The organism is Pseudomonas sp. 2835 (genome assembly GCF_050435905.1).
In the GTDB taxonomy this organism is placed as follows: domain Bacteria; phylum Pseudomonadota; class Gammaproteobacteria; order Pseudomonadales; family Pseudomonadaceae; genus Aquipseudomonas.
The window spans coordinates 28,358-43,004 of sequence record NZ_JBNDLE010000027.1; the positions used below are offsets into that span (position 1 = coordinate 28,358).

The 14,647-nt window shown below is 62.3% G+C and carries 14 protein-coding genes and 1 pseudogene; 8 read left to right on the forward strand and 7 right to left on the reverse strand.

Annotated features, from left to right (window positions below):
- Positions 1 to 15 precede the first annotated feature (15 nt).
- Positions 16 to 1,098, forward strand: coding sequence for an AlgP family protein (locus ABIE20_RS25310; protein WP_429508132.1), 1,083 nt, complete (start codon positions 16 to 18; stop codon positions 1,096 to 1,098).
- Here ABIE20_RS25310 and ABIE20_RS25315 read toward each other — a convergent pair.
- A complete protein-coding gene (locus ABIE20_RS25315) occupies positions 1,074 to 1,556 on the reverse strand; it encodes a TIGR02444 family protein (protein ID WP_429508133.1) in 483 nt (160 codons plus the stop codon). The genes ABIE20_RS25310 and ABIE20_RS25315 overlap by 25 nt on opposite strands.
- 50 nt (positions 1,557 to 1,606) lie before the next feature.
- Between ABIE20_RS25315 and ABIE20_RS25320 the strand changes: the two genes are divergently transcribed.
- From ABIE20_RS25320 to ABIE20_RS25330, 3 genes are all read left to right on the forward strand, one after another.
- Positions 1,607 to 3,517, forward strand: coding sequence for an ATP-binding cassette domain-containing protein (locus ABIE20_RS25320; protein WP_429508135.1), 1,911 nt, complete (start codon positions 1,607 to 1,609; stop codon positions 3,515 to 3,517).
- On the forward strand, positions 3,517 to 4,104 hold the full coding sequence (locus ABIE20_RS25325) for a mechanosensitive ion channel domain-containing protein (protein WP_429508136.1): 588 nt from the start codon (positions 3,517 to 3,519) through the stop codon (positions 4,102 to 4,104). Before ABIE20_RS25320 ends, ABIE20_RS25325 begins: the two co-directional genes overlap by 1 nt.
- Before the next feature lie 83 nt (positions 4,105 to 4,187).
- The gene (locus tag ABIE20_RS25330; RefSeq protein ID WP_429508138.1) at positions 4,188 to 4,820 is read left to right on the forward strand and encodes a LysE family transporter; all 633 of its coding nucleotides are present in this window, start codon (positions 4,188 to 4,190) and stop codon (positions 4,818 to 4,820) included.
- Between the two features lie 49 nt (positions 4,821 to 4,869).
- On the opposite strand, the gene ABIE20_RS25335 is transcribed toward ABIE20_RS25330, so the two are convergent.
- Genes ABIE20_RS25335 through ABIE20_RS25350 form a run of 4 tightly spaced genes read right to left on the reverse strand, consistent with a single transcriptional unit; the run spans position 4,870 to position 8,004 of the window.
- Positions 4,870 to 5,610, reverse strand: coding sequence for a penicillin-binding protein activator LpoB (locus ABIE20_RS25335; protein ID WP_123566906.1), 741 nt, complete (start codon positions 5,608 to 5,610; stop codon positions 4,870 to 4,872).
- Between the two features lie 3 nt (positions 5,611 to 5,613).
- Positions 5,614 to 6,201 carry a penicillin-binding protein activator LpoB gene (lpoB, locus tag ABIE20_RS25340; RefSeq protein WP_045201026.1) on the reverse strand — a complete coding sequence of 196 codons (588 nt, stop codon included), beginning with the start codon at positions 6,199 to 6,201 and terminating at the stop codon, positions 5,614 to 5,616.
- A 24-nt stretch (positions 6,202 to 6,225) separates the two neighbouring features.
- On the reverse strand, positions 6,226 to 6,597 hold the full coding sequence (locus ABIE20_RS25345) for a YcfL family protein (protein WP_045201027.1): 372 nt from the start codon (positions 6,595 to 6,597) through the stop codon (positions 6,226 to 6,228).
- A gap of 9 nt (positions 6,598 to 6,606) precedes the next feature.
- A complete protein-coding gene (locus tag ABIE20_RS25350) occupies positions 6,607 to 8,004 on the reverse strand; it encodes a COG3014 family protein (protein ID WP_429508141.1) in 1,398 nt (465 codons plus the stop codon).
- 345 nt (positions 8,005 to 8,349) lie between these two features.
- Here ABIE20_RS25350 and ABIE20_RS25355 point away from each other — a divergent pair, with 345 nt between their 5' ends.
- Both ABIE20_RS25355 and ABIE20_RS25360 read left to right on the forward strand, forming a co-directional pair.
- The gene (locus ABIE20_RS25355) at positions 8,350 to 10,248 is read left to right on the forward strand and encodes an FTR1 family protein (RefSeq protein WP_429508143.1); all 1,899 of its coding nucleotides are present in this window, start codon (positions 8,350 to 8,352) and stop codon (positions 10,246 to 10,248) included.
- 60 nt (positions 10,249 to 10,308) lie between these two features.
- The gene (locus ABIE20_RS25360; RefSeq protein WP_038998109.1) at positions 10,309 to 10,776 is read left to right on the forward strand and encodes a YaiI/YqxD family protein; all 468 of its coding nucleotides are present in this window, start codon (positions 10,309 to 10,311) and stop codon (positions 10,774 to 10,776) included.
- Positions 10,777 to 10,863: 87 nt separating this feature from the next.
- Here the strand turns inward: ABIE20_RS25360 and elbB are convergent, their stop codons facing one another.
- The gene (gene elbB, locus ABIE20_RS25365) at positions 10,864 to 11,532 is read right to left on the reverse strand and encodes an isoprenoid biosynthesis glyoxalase ElbB (RefSeq protein WP_429508144.1); all 669 of its coding nucleotides are present in this window, start codon (positions 11,530 to 11,532) and stop codon (positions 10,864 to 10,866) included.
- Positions 11,533 to 11,724: 192 nt separating this feature from the next.
- On the opposite strand from elbB, the pseudogene ABIE20_RS25370 reads away from it, so the two are divergent.
- Positions 11,725 to 12,273 (forward strand): annotated as a pseudogene (locus ABIE20_RS25370) (sterol desaturase family protein); the annotation flags it as partial.
- Between the two features lie 501 nt (positions 12,274 to 12,774).
- On the opposite strand, the gene ABIE20_RS25375 reads toward ABIE20_RS25370, so the two are convergent.
- The gene (locus tag ABIE20_RS25375; protein WP_082075496.1) at positions 12,775 to 13,419 is read right to left on the reverse strand and encodes a DedA family protein; all 645 of its coding nucleotides are present in this window, start codon (positions 13,417 to 13,419) and stop codon (positions 12,775 to 12,777) included.
- A 207-nt stretch (positions 13,420 to 13,626) separates the two neighbouring features.
- Between ABIE20_RS25375 and hemB the strand changes: the two genes are divergently transcribed.
- Entirely contained in the window at positions 13,627 to 14,637 is a 1,011-nt protein-coding gene (gene hemB, locus ABIE20_RS25380) for a porphobilinogen synthase (RefSeq protein ID WP_429508145.1), read from the forward strand.
- The last annotated feature ends 10 nt before the right edge of the window (positions 14,638 to 14,647 follow it).

The following is a 14,647-nucleotide window of genomic DNA, read 5'->3' on the forward strand; positions in this document are numbered from 1 at the left end:
GCCAGGAGGTAAACCATGTCGGCCAATAAGAAGCCAGTAAGTACGCCGTTGCACCTGCTCCAGCAACTCTCGGGCAGCCTGCTCGATCATTTGGAAAATGCCTGCTCGCAAGCGCTGGCTGATGCTGAAAAACTGCTCGCCAAGTTGGAAAAACAACGCGGCAAGGCTCAGGAAAAACTGCACAAGTCGCGCTTGAAATTGCAGGACGCTGCCAAGGCCGGCAAAGCCAAGGCGCAGAAGAAGGCCAAGGACGGAGTGAGTGAACTTGAAGGTTTGCTCGATTCGTTGAAAGACCGCCAGACGCAAACCCGCACCTACATCCTGCAGCTCAAGCGTGATGCTCAAGAGAGCCTGAAGCTGGCCCAGGGCGTGGGCAAGGTCAGGGAAGCTGCTGCCAAGGCATTGAGCGTGCGTTCGGCCAAACCTGCTGTTGCAGCAGCCAAACCTGCCGCCAAAGCACCGGCCAAAGCACCCGCCAAAGCGGCGAGCAAACCAGCAGCCAAACCAGCCGCAAAACCTGCGGCAAAAACCGCATCAGCCAAGCCAGCAGCAAAACCTTCGGCTAAACCTGTAGCGGCAAAACCTGCTGCCAAACCGGCTGCCAAAGCACCCGCCAAGCCTGCGGCAAAAACTGCAGCAGCCAAGCCTGCCGCCGCAAAAGCCCCGGCCAAGCCTGCGGCCAAAACCGCAGCAGCCAAACCCGCAGCCAAGCCAGCGGCTAAACCTGCGGTTGCAAAACCTGCGGCTAAAGCGCCAGCCAAGCCAGCGGCGAAAACCGCAGCGGCCAAGCCTGCCGCCAAACCAGCGGCCAAACCAGCAGCGGCGAAAGCACCTGCCAAGCCTGCAGCCAAACCAGCAGCGGCTAAACCCGCAGCCAAGCCAGCCGCCAAACCCGCTGCAGCGAAAGCACCGGCCAAACCAGCTGCCAAACCGGCAGCCAAGCCAGCTGCTGCCAAACCCGCTCAGCCCGTAGCTGCCAAGCCTGCTACTCCAGCAGCGTCGCCAGCACCTGCTGCTTCTGCACCGGCAGCCACTACGTCGCCTGCGCCAGCACCTTCGGCAGCATCGACCACTCAGACTCCGTCTTCGGCGTCCTGAGTCGTCAGCATCACGGCGCGCAGCTTGTGCAGCGCGTCGTGATGCGCACCGGCGCCTTCGGGGGCCAGCCAGTTTATCCAGTCCATTCCGGCTTCGGGCGTTGCTGTCCAGTCTTTGCAGGCCGTCTCCAGGCGCTCCAGCAGGATGCGCTCTGCTGCTAACTCCAAGCCTTTTACCTGCTCGCGCAATCCCGCCAGTTGCGCATCCTTGGCGGCATCTTCACGCCAGGACTGGCGCAGGGCGCGCAGCGGTTTCACCACCTCGGTTTGCCAAGCATCGGCGATTTGCTTGAGCTGCTTAACCCGGTGCTGGTTCGCGGCGATACCGCGTGCGTCGAGCCACACGCCGCACAGCAGCAGGCAGACGTCGCCACCCAGCGCCTGCCATTGCAGGCAGGCGGCTTCCACGCCTGGTCGTGCGTAGAGCTTCAAGGCAAAATTCCACAGGTCGGTGTGCATGGTCCCACTCGCGCCAGTTGCCGACGAAGCTGGTAGACTCCGCGGCCATTATGATCAGACTATCGAACCTCACTTTACAGCGTGGTCCACAGCGCCTGCTAGAAGGCGCCGAGATGACCTTGCACGCCGGCCAGAAAGCCGGCCTGATCGGTGCCAACGGCGCCGGTAAATCCAGCCTGTTCGCCTTGTTGCGCGGTGAGTTGACACCCGACTCGGGCGACTGCCAGCTGCCAGCAGATTGGCGCATCGCGCACATGCGCCAGGAGGTCGACACCCTCGAGCGCCTGGCAGTCGACTATGTGCTCGACGGCGATGCCCGCCTGCGCAAGGTCCAGGCTGACCTGGCTGCGGCCGAAGCCGCCCACGACGGCACTGCGCTGGCACGCCTGCACATCGAGCTCGACAGCGCCGACGGTTATACCGCCGACGCGCGGGCGCGCAAGCTGCTGGCAGGCCTGGGGTTTACCAACGAGCAGATGGACCGTCGGGTCGGCGACTTCTCCGGTGGCTGGCGGATGCGCCTGAACCTGGCTCAGGCGCTGATGTGTCCGTCCGACTTGCTGTTGCTCGACGAACCGACCAACCACTTGGACCTCGACGCGATCCTCTGGCTCGAAGACTGGCTCAAGGGCTATCCGGGTACGCTGCTGCTGATCTCCCACGACCGTGACTTTCTCGATGCCGTAGTCGATCACGTTGCCCATGTCGAGCAATGCAAGCTGACCCTCTACCGCGGCGGCTACACTGCGTTTGAGCGTACCCGTGCCGAGCGCCTGGCGCAGCAGCAACAGGCCTACGAGAAGCAGCAGGCGCAGCGCGCGCACATGGAAAAGTACATCGCCCGGTTCAAGGCCCAGGCCACCAAGGCCCGTCAGGCGCAGAGCCGGATCAAGGCCCTGGAGCGCATGGAAGAGCTGTCGGCGGCGCACGTTGACTCGCCGTTCGACTTCGTTTTCCGCGAGTCGGAGAAAATCTCCAGCCCGCTGCTCGACCTGTCCGAAGGCCGTCTGGGCTATGGCGACAAGACCATCCTCGAGAAGGTCAAGCTTCAGCTCACCCCCGGTGCCCGGATCGGCCTGCTCGGCCCCAACGGCGCGGGCAAGTCGACCCTGATCAAGAACCTTGCCGGCGAGCTGGAGCCCCTCGGCGGGCGCCTGGTGCGCGGCGAGAACCTCTCGGTTGGCTACTTCGCCCAGCACCAGCTCGACTCGCTGGACAACAAGGCCAGCCCGTTGCTGCACCTGCAGCGCCTGGCACCGACCGAGCGCGAGCAGACTTTGCGAGACTTCCTGGGTGGATTCGACTTCCGTGGTGGTCGCATCGACGAGCCAGTGGTGAATTTCTCCGGTGGCGAAAAAGCCCGTCTGGCCCTGGCCCTGATTGCCTGGGAACGGCCGAACCTGTTGCTGCTCGACGAACCGACCAACCACCTGGACCTGGAAATGCGTCTGGCGCTGACCATGGCCCTGCAGGAGTTCAGTGGCGCGGTGCTGGTGGTTTCTCACGACCGGCACCTGCTCAAGAGCACCACTGATGACTTCCTGCTGGTCGCCGACGGCAAGGTCGAAACCTTCGACGGTGACCTGGACGACTACACCCGCTGGCTGGTCGAGTACCGTCAACGTAATGCACCGGTCAGCACTGCGCCGGTCAATGCCGACAAGACCGACAAAAAGGCCCAGCGCCAGGCTGCAGCCGCCCTGCGTCAGCAGTTGGCACCGCACAAGCGTGAAGCCGACAAGCTCGAGCGCGAGCTGGGTGCCCTGCACGAGCAACTGGCCAAGGTCGATGCCAGCTTGGGTGACAGCGCCCTGTATGAAGCCGCGCGCAAGGACGAGTTGCGTGACCTTTTGGCCCAGCAGGCCAAGCTCAAGGTCCGTGAAGGGGAGCTGGAAGAAGCCTGGATGGCTGCCCTGGAAGCGCTCGAATGCATGCAGGCGGAGCTGGAGGCGTTGTCCTGATGGAATCCTTGCAGTTGCCCTTGCCGGTGGAATGGATCGCGCCGTTCTGGCTGGGTTTGCAGATCCTGCTGATACTTTCGGCGGCGTTCATCCTGCAGCGCGTGGTTGCCCGTTGCCTCAAGCGCCTGGGCGAGCGCTATCCGTTGCCACCCGAGCTGCTGGTGCCGCTGCGTGGCGGCCTGCGCTGGCTGATCATGGGCAGTGCGCTGATCTTCGTGCTCGAGCGCCTGGGGGTTTCCGCCACGGTGCTGTGGACCGCACTGTCCGGGTTCGTGGCGGTTGCCGCGGTGGCGTTCTTCGCCATGTGGAGCGTGCTGTCGAACCTGCTGTGCGCGGTGCTGATCTTTACCGTCGGGCCCTTTCGCATCGGCGATGTGGTCGAGCTGGTCGAAACCATCGACAAGCCGGGCGTCAAAGGCCGGGTGGTGGCCATCAACCTGTTGTTCACCACATTGATCGAGCTGCCGGAAGCTGGCGGTGCGCTGGTGCAGGTGCCTAACAGCCAGTTCTTCCAGAAATCGGTACGGCGCTGGCGCGGGGCCGAAGTGCTGCCGCTGGTGAGCGAGAGCAAAACCCCGGGTAATTGATCGGTCGCGGAAAAAAATCGTGGTGATTTTTTCGCCAGGGCACTAGCTTAGAGGTTTGTAACAAGTTAGTGCCGAGGTGCGCGATGTCATTGGAAACGTGGTTGGCATTTTTGGCCGCTTGCTGGGTGATCAGTCTGTCGCCGGGTGCCGGGGCCATCGCCTCGATGTCCTGTGGCCTGCAGTACGGCTTCTGGCGCGGCTACTGGAACGCGCTAGGCCTGCAGCTGGGCCTGGTGCTGCAGATTGCAGTCATTGCCGCCGGCGTCGGTGCCATCCTCGCGGCATCGGCCACCGCATTCCAGGTGATCAAATGGTTCGGTGTCGCCTACCTGGTTTACCTCGCGGTCAAGCAGTGGCGGGCGCTTCCGGCTGACATTACCGACGATTCCACCGTACGCCCGATCGGCAAGCCGCTGAGCCTGGTGTTCCGTGGCTTTCTGGTCAACGTCAGCAACCCCAAGGCGCTGATCTTCATGCTTGCAGTGCTGCCGCAGTTCATCAACCCGCACGCGGCGCTGCTGCCGCAGTACCTGATCATCGCCGCGACCATGGTCACCGTCGATCTGATGGTCATGGCCGGTTACACCGGGCTTGCAGCCAAAGTGCTGCGCCTGTTGCGCACGCCACGGCAGCAGCGGCGGATGAATCGCACCTTTGCCGGGTTGTTCCTGGGGGCTGCAACCTTGCTGGCGAGCATTCGGCGTGCGCCGGTGTAGGAAATCATCAGGACAAAAAAGGCGACCCGAAGGTCGCCTTTTTACTTTCTCAACGCAGGATCTGCGCCGGCTCGTCAGGCGGCAGGTTGTTGCGCGCCGGGGCGCGTTCACGCTCCGGCATCGCGCCTACCAACTGCTCGGCCAACTGTTTGGCAACGTCCATGCCCAGTTCCTTGGAAACCTCACGTACCACCCGTGGGCGGTTGAGGGTGACTCGAACATCCTGGCTGTTGACCAGTTTGGTGTCCTGGCCCTCACCCATGGCGGTGAACGCCGAGGTGATCTCGTAGGTCTTGGTGTTGATCAGGCTGAAGTCGGCTACCAGGCTCAGACCGAGGATCGCCGAATAGCTATTGGTGTTGTCCAGAGAGGTGATATCGCGCTGGAAGTCGATATCCGACAAGGTGCCGAACAGTACGTAGTCGGCGCCCTTGAAGTTACCGTTCTTGATACGGCGGATGACGTCATAGACGTCAGCCTTGGCATCGGCGGTGTACGGCGTACCCTGGACCAGCTGGAACATCCCGGACTTGAGAATCTCGCCCTTGATGTCGCCGCTGAACTTGCGCAGCTCGGTCTGCTCGATGTAGCTCTCGCTGCTTTCGAACTCGCTGTAGCTCGACGAACCACTGGCGTGGTACATGCTCGCCTGGCTGCTGTTCTGCGCCGAGACCATGTGGATGTACTGCTCCACACGCTCTTGGTAGGCGAGGTCGGTTACCGCAACTTTGGGGGCCGCTTGCACGCTGAACGCGCAAGCCAGGCCCAGAATGCCCATCCATGCACGCATCGCTTAGCGCTCCGTGGTCTTGCGGATTTCTTTTTCGTCCATCCACTCGGCCAGGCCGCTTTCGACGTCGATCAGCTGCAGGCTGAACTTGTAGAACACGTCCTTGTAGTCGCTGCTGCGCTTGACGATCGAGCTGATCGAGCCTTCCAGGCGGTACTTGGCGGCAATCATGTTGCCAGTCTTGGCCACGGTGCCCTTCTTGTACAGGCCGCTCTGGTTCTGCAGCTTGAGCTGGTCGACCTGGCTCTGCATCTGGGTATTGTCGCTGGCGAAGCGGGCGGTGCCGGACTTCATCAGCTGGGTCTTGATCGACGTGGTGATTTCGCGGGTATCGATGTACTCGCTGGTCTTGTTCTTCACGTCATAGACCTGCACCACCGGGCGACCCTGGAGGATGCCGGACTGGGCCAGGGAGCGGGTCATGGATTCGGCGATCATCTGCAGGTCGGTCGAGCCGAACTCGTTGGTCACCAGCTCCACAGCCTTGCTGTCGCCGTAGCCGATGTTCTTGCCGCCCAGGACCGGCGACGGGGTGCTGCAGCCGCTGACCAGGGCAATGGCGATGGCGGCGAGGGAAATGCGTGCAATCATGAAAATGTGCTCCTGCAAAAATGATTACTGAGACTGAACTTCAATACGGAAGTCGGTGGCCTGGGATACCGGGGCAATGGCCGGCAGTACGCTGGCCTGCTTGCCGTACAGGGTGACGGTCTTCCAGCTCTCTTCATCGGCAACCGGGAAACCGTCGTTGCCCAGCCAGGCAAAGCGGTAGAACAGGGTCTTGTTGCTGCTGCTGGTGTTGTTCAGCGACACCTTGACGGTCAAGAAGCCGTTCTCGCGCGCAACGCGCATCGGACCGGTTTCTATGTTCTTCAGGTTGCCCATCTTCACCACTTTGCTGGCGGCGCTGCCGGGCTCTGGTGGAGGCGGGGTCGCGCAACCGGCCAGCAGGGCGGTGACGAGAACGGCGAGCAGTTTGATACGCATGACGTTTCCTTAAGGTTGTTTGAGGCTGGCGACGGCCTGGCCAGTGGCTTTTGGCGCCACCTGCAGGGCAGGGCCACCGGCGAAGACCTGGTTGCCGACCACGCGCAGGGTGACCACCTGGAACGGCCGGTCGATCTTCACGCTGACCTGGCTGCCGCCCAGGCTCGAAGGCAGGCTCAGCTGGTGCTCGCCCTGGCGCAGGCGCACGCGGGCCACTTGGGTTTCATCCGGCAGGGTGCGCCAGGTGCGGGTGTCGGCACCTTCAGTGATGGTCGAGGCGATACCCAGCGCCAGGCCGGCCAGCGGGCTGGCGTCGTTCAATTGCTTTTGCGCCACACCGCGGGTGATGGCGCGCACGCTGGTGCGCAGGATGATCCCCGGCATGTCGTCACGCAGGGCGCGGCGGGACATGGCGGTGGTGCTGTTGAGGGCGGTCAGTTTCAGCGAGTGGTCGTTGAGGTAGATTTCGCTGAAATGCGCGGTGGAAGTGTCTTCCTTGATCACCGGGAACGACAGCGGGGTGATCACCAGGTTGCCGCTGATTGGCAGCGGCAGCGGGATGCGCACCGAGTCGCGGGCCGGGGCCAGGCCACTCTGGATCACGATCAGGACATCGCTGTCGGCGGATTTCGCAGCAGGCTTGTCCAGGTCGAGCAGGGCTTTTTCCAGCAGCGGGGTGTTCGGGCGCAGTTCGGCGGCTTTGCGGTAGCCCGGTGCGGCCAGGCCTTTTTCACCCAGGGCTTCGTACACATAGCCGGACAGGTAGTGGCTGAACGCACTCTGGTAGCTGTTTTTCAGACCGACCACTTCCGGGGCGTCGAGGCTGGCTACCGGGTAACCCTGAAGGTCTTTGTACTCGGTTTTGACGCCTTCTTTCTCGGCCTCTTCTTCGCGCTTGAGGTATTCCTTGTCGCGCAGCTCGGCGATCACCGCTTCGCGTTCATGGGTTTTCTTGATCTCGGTACGGGCGCCGTCGAAGTCATTCTGGGCCAGCAGGTTGAGGGCCATTTGCGTGGTCAGCATGACTTTTTCGTAGTCATAGCCTTCGTAGCGGCGCACCTTGTCGTTGACCAGGTAGCTGCCGAACTGGCTCAGGTACTTGTCGGTGTCGAGCTTGACCGACTCTTCCCACTTGAACACCACGTCATCGGCACTGCGCCAGGCCAGCTGGCTGCCGGCCAGGTCGCCCTTGGAGCGCAGCAGTTCGCCTTTCTCGAAGTAGTAGAGAAGGTCTTTGTCCTCACCCTTGTTGTTTTTTTCCAGCAGGGCCAGAGCAGCGTCGACGTTGCCGCTGGTCAGGTGCTGGTTGGTTTCCTGAAGTTCGCTATCGTAGCTGCGAAAGGCCGAGCAACCAGCCAGTTGAACGGCCGCGAGCAGTGTCGCGACGGTGAGGACACGGGATGCCATCTGAATTCTTCTTCCCTGAATTGATGAAGAGCCTGGGGGCGAGAAGGCTGTCATCCCTTTGGCAAATATCGCCAAATCCTCTTAAAAGAAGAGCCTAAATTCTGATCCGCTATATAGCGGCGCGGCATTATAAACGTATTTGCTGGCTAAATAATGGCGTTGTGCTTTAGGAATTTGCCGTCGTGCCAGCATTGAACTATCGGCCGACGAACGGTTGTTCTTTAGCAGGAATGTGTGCCTGGGTATTTGTCACAAAATTTTTCAAGGATTCATCTGGCAAGCCTTGAGTGAACGGCAGTGGAAGTGAACAATGCTTTACCTCGTATTTCCATTTGAGAGTCGCTCATGATTCCCCGTTCCCGCTTACTCGCCTGGCTGCTCTGGCCGGTGCTGGCGCTGAGCAGTGCCACGCTGCTGGCCGAGAGTACCGATGGCGCTGCCAAGGCTCTGCACCTGCTCGATTACATTGGTGCCGACTACCCGGCCACGGTCGAGGCAGGCAAGGTCATCGACGAGGGCGAGTATCGTGAACAGCTTGAGTTCATCGATGTGCTGCAAGGCTTGATTGTCGCCTTGCCAGCACACCAGGAGCGCCAGGCCCTGGAGCAGGGTGTGGTGCAATTGCGCGAGGCGGTCAGCCAGCGGCAGGACGGCCCTGGCGTCGCCCGACAAGCCCGCCAGCTCGGCGCGCAACTGGCGGTGGCCTATGAGGTCAGCCAGGCGCCGATCATCACCCCCGACCCGAGCCGCGGTGCGCCACTGTATGCCCAGCATTGCTCGGTGTGCCATGGCGATAGCGGTGCTGGAGATGGCCCGGCCGGCCTCGGCCTGACCCCGCCGCCGGCGAACCTGCGCAGCACCGAGCGGCTCGATCGCCTGAGCCTGTTCGACCTGTACAACACCCTGGGCCTGGGCATCGAAGGTACCGACATGCCGTCGTTCGCCGACCAGCTCGACGAGCGTCAGCGCTGGGACCTGGCGACCTATGTGGCCAGCTTCACTGCCGATCCGGCCAAGGCCAAGGGCGACAAGACCTACAACCTGGCCGACCTGGCCCGTCAGACACCGGCCGAAGTCGAAGCCAGCGAAGGGCCGCAGGCGCTTGCCCTGTTCCGCGCCCAGCGTGCGCAACCGCCGCAGGTCCAGCGCGGCCCGGCACAACTGCTGGATTACACCGCCGCGACCCTGGACAAGAGCCTCGCGGCTTACCAGTCCGGCGACCACGAACAAGCCTATGATCTGTCGGTGGCGGCCTATCTGGAGGGCTTCGAACTGGTCGAAAGCTCGCTCGATAACGTCGATGCCAACGTGCGCAAGGACACCGAGAAGTCGCTGATGGCTTACCGTCAATCGCTGCAGGACGGCTTGCCGCTGGAGCAGGTGCAGCAGCGCCTTGACGCCGCCAAGGCTAAACTCAAGGACGCTGCCGGCCTGCTCGGCGGCGATGGCCTGAGCTGGTCGCTGAGCTACATCTCCGGCTTGCTGATCCTGCTGCGCGAGGGCCTGGAAGCGATCCTGGTACTGGCGGCGATTCTCGCCTTCCTGCGCAATACCGGCCAGCAATCGGCGGTGCGCAGCGTCAACGTCGGCTGGGGCCTGGCCCTGCTGGCCGGGCTTGGTACCTGGGCGCTGGCGGCGTATGTGATCGACGTCAGTGGCGCCCAGCGTGAATTGCTCGAAGGCTGCACGGCGTTGTTTGCCAGCGTCATGGTGCTGTGGCTGGGTGTGTGGATGCACGATCGCCGTCATGCGGCGGCCTGGCAGGACTACATCAAGAGCAGCCTGGTCAGTGGTGGCGGGCGATTCGGCTTTGCCGTGCTGGCGTTCTTCTCGGTATACCGCGAGCTGTTCGAAGTCATTCTGTTCTACGAAACCCTTTGGCTGCAGGCAGGCCCGGCCGGGCACAACGCGGTGCTGGCCGGTGGTGCCACGGCGCTGGTGCTGCTGGTTGGCCTGGCCTGGGTGATCCTGCGCGGTTCGGCCAGGTTACCGCTGGCGCTGTTCTTCAGCATCAACGCGGCCCTGCTGTGCGCCTTGTCAGTGGTGTTTGCCGGGCACGGGGTCAAGGCCCTGCAGGAAGCCGGGGTGTTCGGCACCCGGCCGGTGGCGTTCTTCGATTTCGACTGGCTGGGCATTCATGCCGACGCCTATTCGCTGACCGCGCAAGTCGTGGCATTGCTGGCCATTGCCATCCTCTATGGGCGCAGCCGCCTGGCCGAGAAGCGCCGCCAACCGGCGGGCTGATTTGAAGCCAAACGGGCGAGCAGGGATACTGTTCGCCCGTTTTTGTTGGAAATCTGTGCCATGCGTGTGTGGATCGATGCCGACGCCTGCCCCAAGGCGGCCAAGGATCAACTGGTCAAGTTTGCCCTCAAGCGTCAGCTGGAAGTGGTGCTGGTGGCTGGCCAGAGCCAGATCAAGCCGGCCTTTGCCTGCGTCAAGCTGATCGTCGTACCCAGCGGGCCGGATGCCGCCGACGATTACCTGGTCGAACATGCGGTGCCCGGCGAACTGGTGATCTGCAGTGACGTGCCGTTGGCCGATCGCCTGGTCAAGAAGGGTGTTGCCTGCCTCGACCCGCGCGGCAAGGAGTTCGACGAGCGCAACATGGGCGAGCGCCTGGCGGTGCGCAACCTGTTCACCGACCTGCGCGAGCAGGGGCAGGTCGGTGGCGGCCAGGCGCCTTATGGCGACCGCGAGAAGCAGGCATTTGCCAACTCCCTGGACCGCATCCTTACTCGGCTGAGTAGGAGCGGGCTTGCCCCGCGATGAGGTCCGTAATCTCAGCTCATCATGTGGTGCCTGGACGACGACCGCTTCGCGCTCGATCGCGGGGCAAGCCCGCTCCTACAGGGGTGTTCAGTCATTCTCGTGGGTCAGTTCCAGCACCCGGTCGACCAGTTTGTAGATACCGCCAGCCGCTTCGCTGATGCTTTTTGCCAGCATGTAGGCCGGAGTGCTGACCAGCTTGCGCTGGGTGTCTTCGACGATGTCATGGACATCGCATTCCTCATGGGTGCCGCCCATCTTGACGATCGCCGCGCTGGTGCCGGCATCGCTGCCGATGGTGCAGACCACGCCAGGGCCGTAGATCTTCGCCGCAAGGGCCGGTGAGATGCAGATCAGGCCGACCGGCTTGCCCGCTTCGGCAAAGGCTTCAGTCAGGGCCAAGACGTCCGGGTGCACGCTGCAGCCCGCGCCTTCGACGGCAAAGTTCGAGAGATTTTTCGCCGCGCCAAAGCCGCCCGGCACGATCAGCGCGTCGAAGTCCTTGGCGTCGGCTTCGCGCAGGTCCTTGACCTCGCCGCGAGCGATGCGTGCCGATTCCACCAGCACATTGCGGGTCTCGGGCATTTCTTCACCGGTCAGGTGGTCGATCACGTGCATTTGCGCAATGTTTGGCGCAAAGCACTGCACCTGCGCGCCGCGCTGGTCCAGACGCAGCAGGGTGATCACGCTTTCATGAATTTCAGCGCCGTCATAGACGCCACAGCCGGAAAGAATCACAGCAACTTTTTTCTGGGTCATGCTCACTACTCCCGATTCGAGGCGCTAAATGTCCTCTAGTTTGGCAGATGTCGCCATAGGGTTTATGCCATTCCCGGCCTAATCTTGCTGGATAGGCTGGAGATGAAAAGACCCATGGACCTGATCCTCTTGGCGGTACCGTTCTTCATTGTTCTGATCGTTGCCGAGCTGCTCGCTGACCGGTTGCGCGGCATGCGTACCTATCGCCTGGCGGATGCCATCAATAGCCTCAGCACCGGCGTGCTGTCGACCACCACCGGCCTGCTGACCAAGGGCGTTGGCCTGGTGACCTACGCCTTGGCCTGGGAACACCTGGCGCTGTTCAAGTTGCCGGGCGAGGCGCTGTGGGTGTGGGTGCTGGCGTTCGTCGTCTATGACTTTTGCTACTACTGGCTGCACCGTATGGGCCACGAGCGCAACATCCTCTGGGCCGCCCACTCGGTGCATCACCAGAGCGAGGACTACAACTTGTCCACGGCCCTGCGCCAGACCAGCAGCGGCTTCTTGCTGTCGTGGATTTTTTACCTGCCGCTGGCCGTACTGGGCGTGCCGCCGCTGGTGTTCATCACCGTTGCGGCGCTGAACCTGCTGTATCAGTTCTGGGTGCACACCCGGCACATCCCGAAGCTGGGCTGGCTGGAATGGCTGTTCATTACCCCGTCCAATCATCGCGTCCACCATGCGCAGAACCCTTTGTACTTGGATCGCAACTACGGCGGAGTGTTCATTGTCTGGGATCGTCTGTTTGGCACCTTCCAGGAAGAGGACGACAACGAGCCGGTGATTTTTGGCGTGACCACGCCGCTGGCCAGTTGGAACCCGCTGTGGGCCAACCTGCAGTTCTATGCCCAGCTCTGGAGCGATGCGCGGTATGCCGAGCGCTGGTGGGACAAGCTGCGGATCTGGTTCATGCCTACCGGCTGGCGGCCGGATGACGTTGCCCGACGTTATCCGCAAGCCAAGCAGGACTTGAGCCGCTTCCAGAAATTCGAGGTGCCGCTGGCCTGGCCGCAGCAGCTGTATGTGGCGCTGCAGTTCGCGGTATACGTGGGCCTGGGCAGTTATTTGATGGAGCGCGCCGAGCAGCTGTCGGTGGCTGCCCTGGTGCTGGGCTGCGGCCTGATGGCATTTGGTTTGTTCGTGCTCGGCACAGCCCTGGAGAACCGCCCCTGGGCCTTCAGGCTGGAACTGCTGCGCCTGGGGCTGAATGTCCCGGCCATGGTCCTGGCCGGGATGACGGGCTTAGGGCCGGTCGCTGCCCTGGCTTGGGTCCTGCTGCTTGGCTACAGCTTGCTCAGCCTTTTCGGCCTCTACGGCAGCCGCTTCCTTGCGCGCAATGCGTGCGGCCTTGAAGCGCCGACGCAGCCACAGGCAGCCACCGAGCACCAGCAGGCCGCCGAGCACCCATAGCTCGTACTTCTTCACGTTGCCCAGCAGGCCTTCGAGAATGGCGCCGAAGTGATAGGCGGCGGCGCCCAGGGCCAGTGCCCAGATGGCTGCGCCGATGCCGTTGAGCAGCAAGTAGCGGCGCGGTGGGTAGCCGGACAGACCGATGGCCACCGGCATCACTGTGCGCAGGCCGTAGACGAAGCGGAAACTCAGGACCCAGATGTCCGGATGGCGGCGAATATGCTCCAGTGCGCGGTCGCCCATCATCTGCCAGCGCGGTTTGCGCGCCAGCAATTTACGCCCGTGGCGGCGCCCCATGAAGTACCACAGCTGGTCGCCGGCATAGCTGCCGAAGAAGGCCACCACGACCACCAGATTGATATCCATGTATCCGCGGAACGCAAGGAAGCCTGCGAGAACCAGGATGGTCTCACCTTCGAAAAACGTGCCGAGAAAAAGGGCAAAGTAGCCGAAATCCTGCAGGAATTGTTGGAGCATTTTCTGGGTGCTGGCGAAATGAACGCGCAGCCTAACCCTTCGTGGCCTTTGGGGAAAGTGTCCAAATGTGTCTCGACGTGAACATTTCCTACAAGGACAATGACTGCGTCCTCAAGTCGCAGGGTTGCCCTTGCCTGTCATACAGGCGTCATAATGGCCGCTTATAACTGTCGCGCTCGCCCGCCTGCGCGGGCTCAGGAGTCTGCCGTGAGCTTTACCCCCGCTAACCGTTTGTTTCCTGCCACCCGTCTGCGTCGCAACCGTCGTGACGATTTCACCCGTCGTCTGGTTCGCGAAAATGTTCTGACTGTCGATGACCTGATTCTCCCGGTGTTTGTCCTCGATGGCGAAAACCGCCGCGAAGAAATCGCTTCGATGCCGGGCGTCGAGCGTTTGTCCATCGACCTGTTGCTGGAAGCTGCGCAAGAGTGGGTAAACCTCGGGATACCAGCCCTGGCGCTGTTCCCGGTGACGCCGGTTGAAAAGAAATCCCTCGACGGCGCTGAAGCCTGGAACCCCGATGGCATCGCCCAGCGCGCCACACGCGCCCTGCGTGAGCGCTTCCCGGAGCTTGGGGTGATCACCGACGTTGCCCTGGACCCGTTCACCACCCACGGCCAGGACGGCATTCTCGACGAAGAAGGCTACGTTCAGAACGACATCACCGTCGATGCCCTGGTGCGCCAGGCGCTGTCCCACGCCGATGCCGGTGCCCAGGTGGTCGCGCCATCGGACATGATGGATGGCCGCATCCAGGCCATTCGTGAAGCGCTGGAGCTGGCCGGTCACGTCAATGTGCGGATCATGGCCTACTCGGCCAAGTACGCCAGCGCCTACTACGGTCCGTTCCGCGATGCGGTCGGCTCGGCGCTGAACCTGGGCAAGGCCAACAAGGCCTCCTACCAGATGGACCCTGCCAACAGTAACGAGGCCCTGCACGAAGTGGCCGCCGACCTGTCGGAAGGTGCCGATATGGTCATGGTCAAACCGGGCATGCCGTACCTGGATATCCTTCACCGGGTCAAAGACGAATTCAAAGTGCCGACCTTCGTTTACCAGGTCAGCGGCGAGTACGCCATGCACATGGCGGCGATTCAGAACGGCTGGCTCAGTGAAGGGGTTATCCTTGAATCCCTCACCGCTTTCAAACGGGCGGGCGCCGATGGCATCCTCACCTATTTCGCTGTTCGCGCTGCTCAATTGATGAGAGGGCAGTAACGCCCTTCAG

Excerpts from the sequence above, each read along its gene's own strand:
- ABIE20_RS25310 (WP_429508132.1), top strand. The coding sequence starts at position 16 with ATGTCGGCCAATAAGAAGCCAGTAAGTACGCCGTTGCACCTGCTCCAG.
- ABIE20_RS25315 (WP_429508133.1), bottom strand. The coding sequence starts at position 1,556 with ATGCACACCGACCTGTGGAATTTTGCCTTGAAGCTCTACGCACGACCA.
- ABIE20_RS25320 (WP_429508135.1), top strand. The coding sequence starts at position 1,607 with ATGATCAGACTATCGAACCTCACTTTACAGCGTGGTCCACAGCGCCTG.
- ABIE20_RS25325 (WP_429508136.1), top strand. The coding sequence starts at position 3,517 with ATGGAATCCTTGCAGTTGCCCTTGCCGGTGGAATGGATCGCGCCGTTC.
- ABIE20_RS25330 (WP_429508138.1), top strand. The coding sequence starts at position 4,188 with ATGTCATTGGAAACGTGGTTGGCATTTTTGGCCGCTTGCTGGGTGATC.
- ABIE20_RS25335 (WP_123566906.1), bottom strand. The coding sequence starts at position 5,610 with ATGCGTGCATGGATGGGCATTCTGGGCCTGGCTTGCGCGTTCAGCGTG.
- lpoB (WP_045201026.1), bottom strand. The coding sequence starts at position 6,201 with ATGATTGCACGCATTTCCCTCGCCGCCATCGCCATTGCCCTGGTCAGC.
- ABIE20_RS25345 (WP_045201027.1), bottom strand. The coding sequence starts at position 6,597 with ATGCGTATCAAACTGCTCGCCGTTCTCGTCACCGCCCTGCTGGCCGGT.
- ABIE20_RS25350 (WP_429508141.1), bottom strand. The coding sequence starts at position 8,004 with ATGGCATCCCGTGTCCTCACCGTCGCGACACTGCTCGCGGCCGTTCAA.
- ABIE20_RS25355 (WP_429508143.1), top strand. The coding sequence starts at position 8,350 with ATGATTCCCCGTTCCCGCTTACTCGCCTGGCTGCTCTGGCCGGTGCTG.
- ABIE20_RS25360 (WP_038998109.1), top strand. The coding sequence starts at position 10,309 with ATGCGTGTGTGGATCGATGCCGACGCCTGCCCCAAGGCGGCCAAGGAT.
- elbB (WP_429508144.1), bottom strand. The coding sequence starts at position 11,532 with ATGACCCAGAAAAAAGTTGCTGTGATTCTTTCCGGCTGTGGCGTCTAT.
- ABIE20_RS25375 (WP_082075496.1), bottom strand. The coding sequence starts at position 13,419 with ATGCTCCAACAATTCCTGCAGGATTTCGGCTACTTTGCCCTTTTTCTC.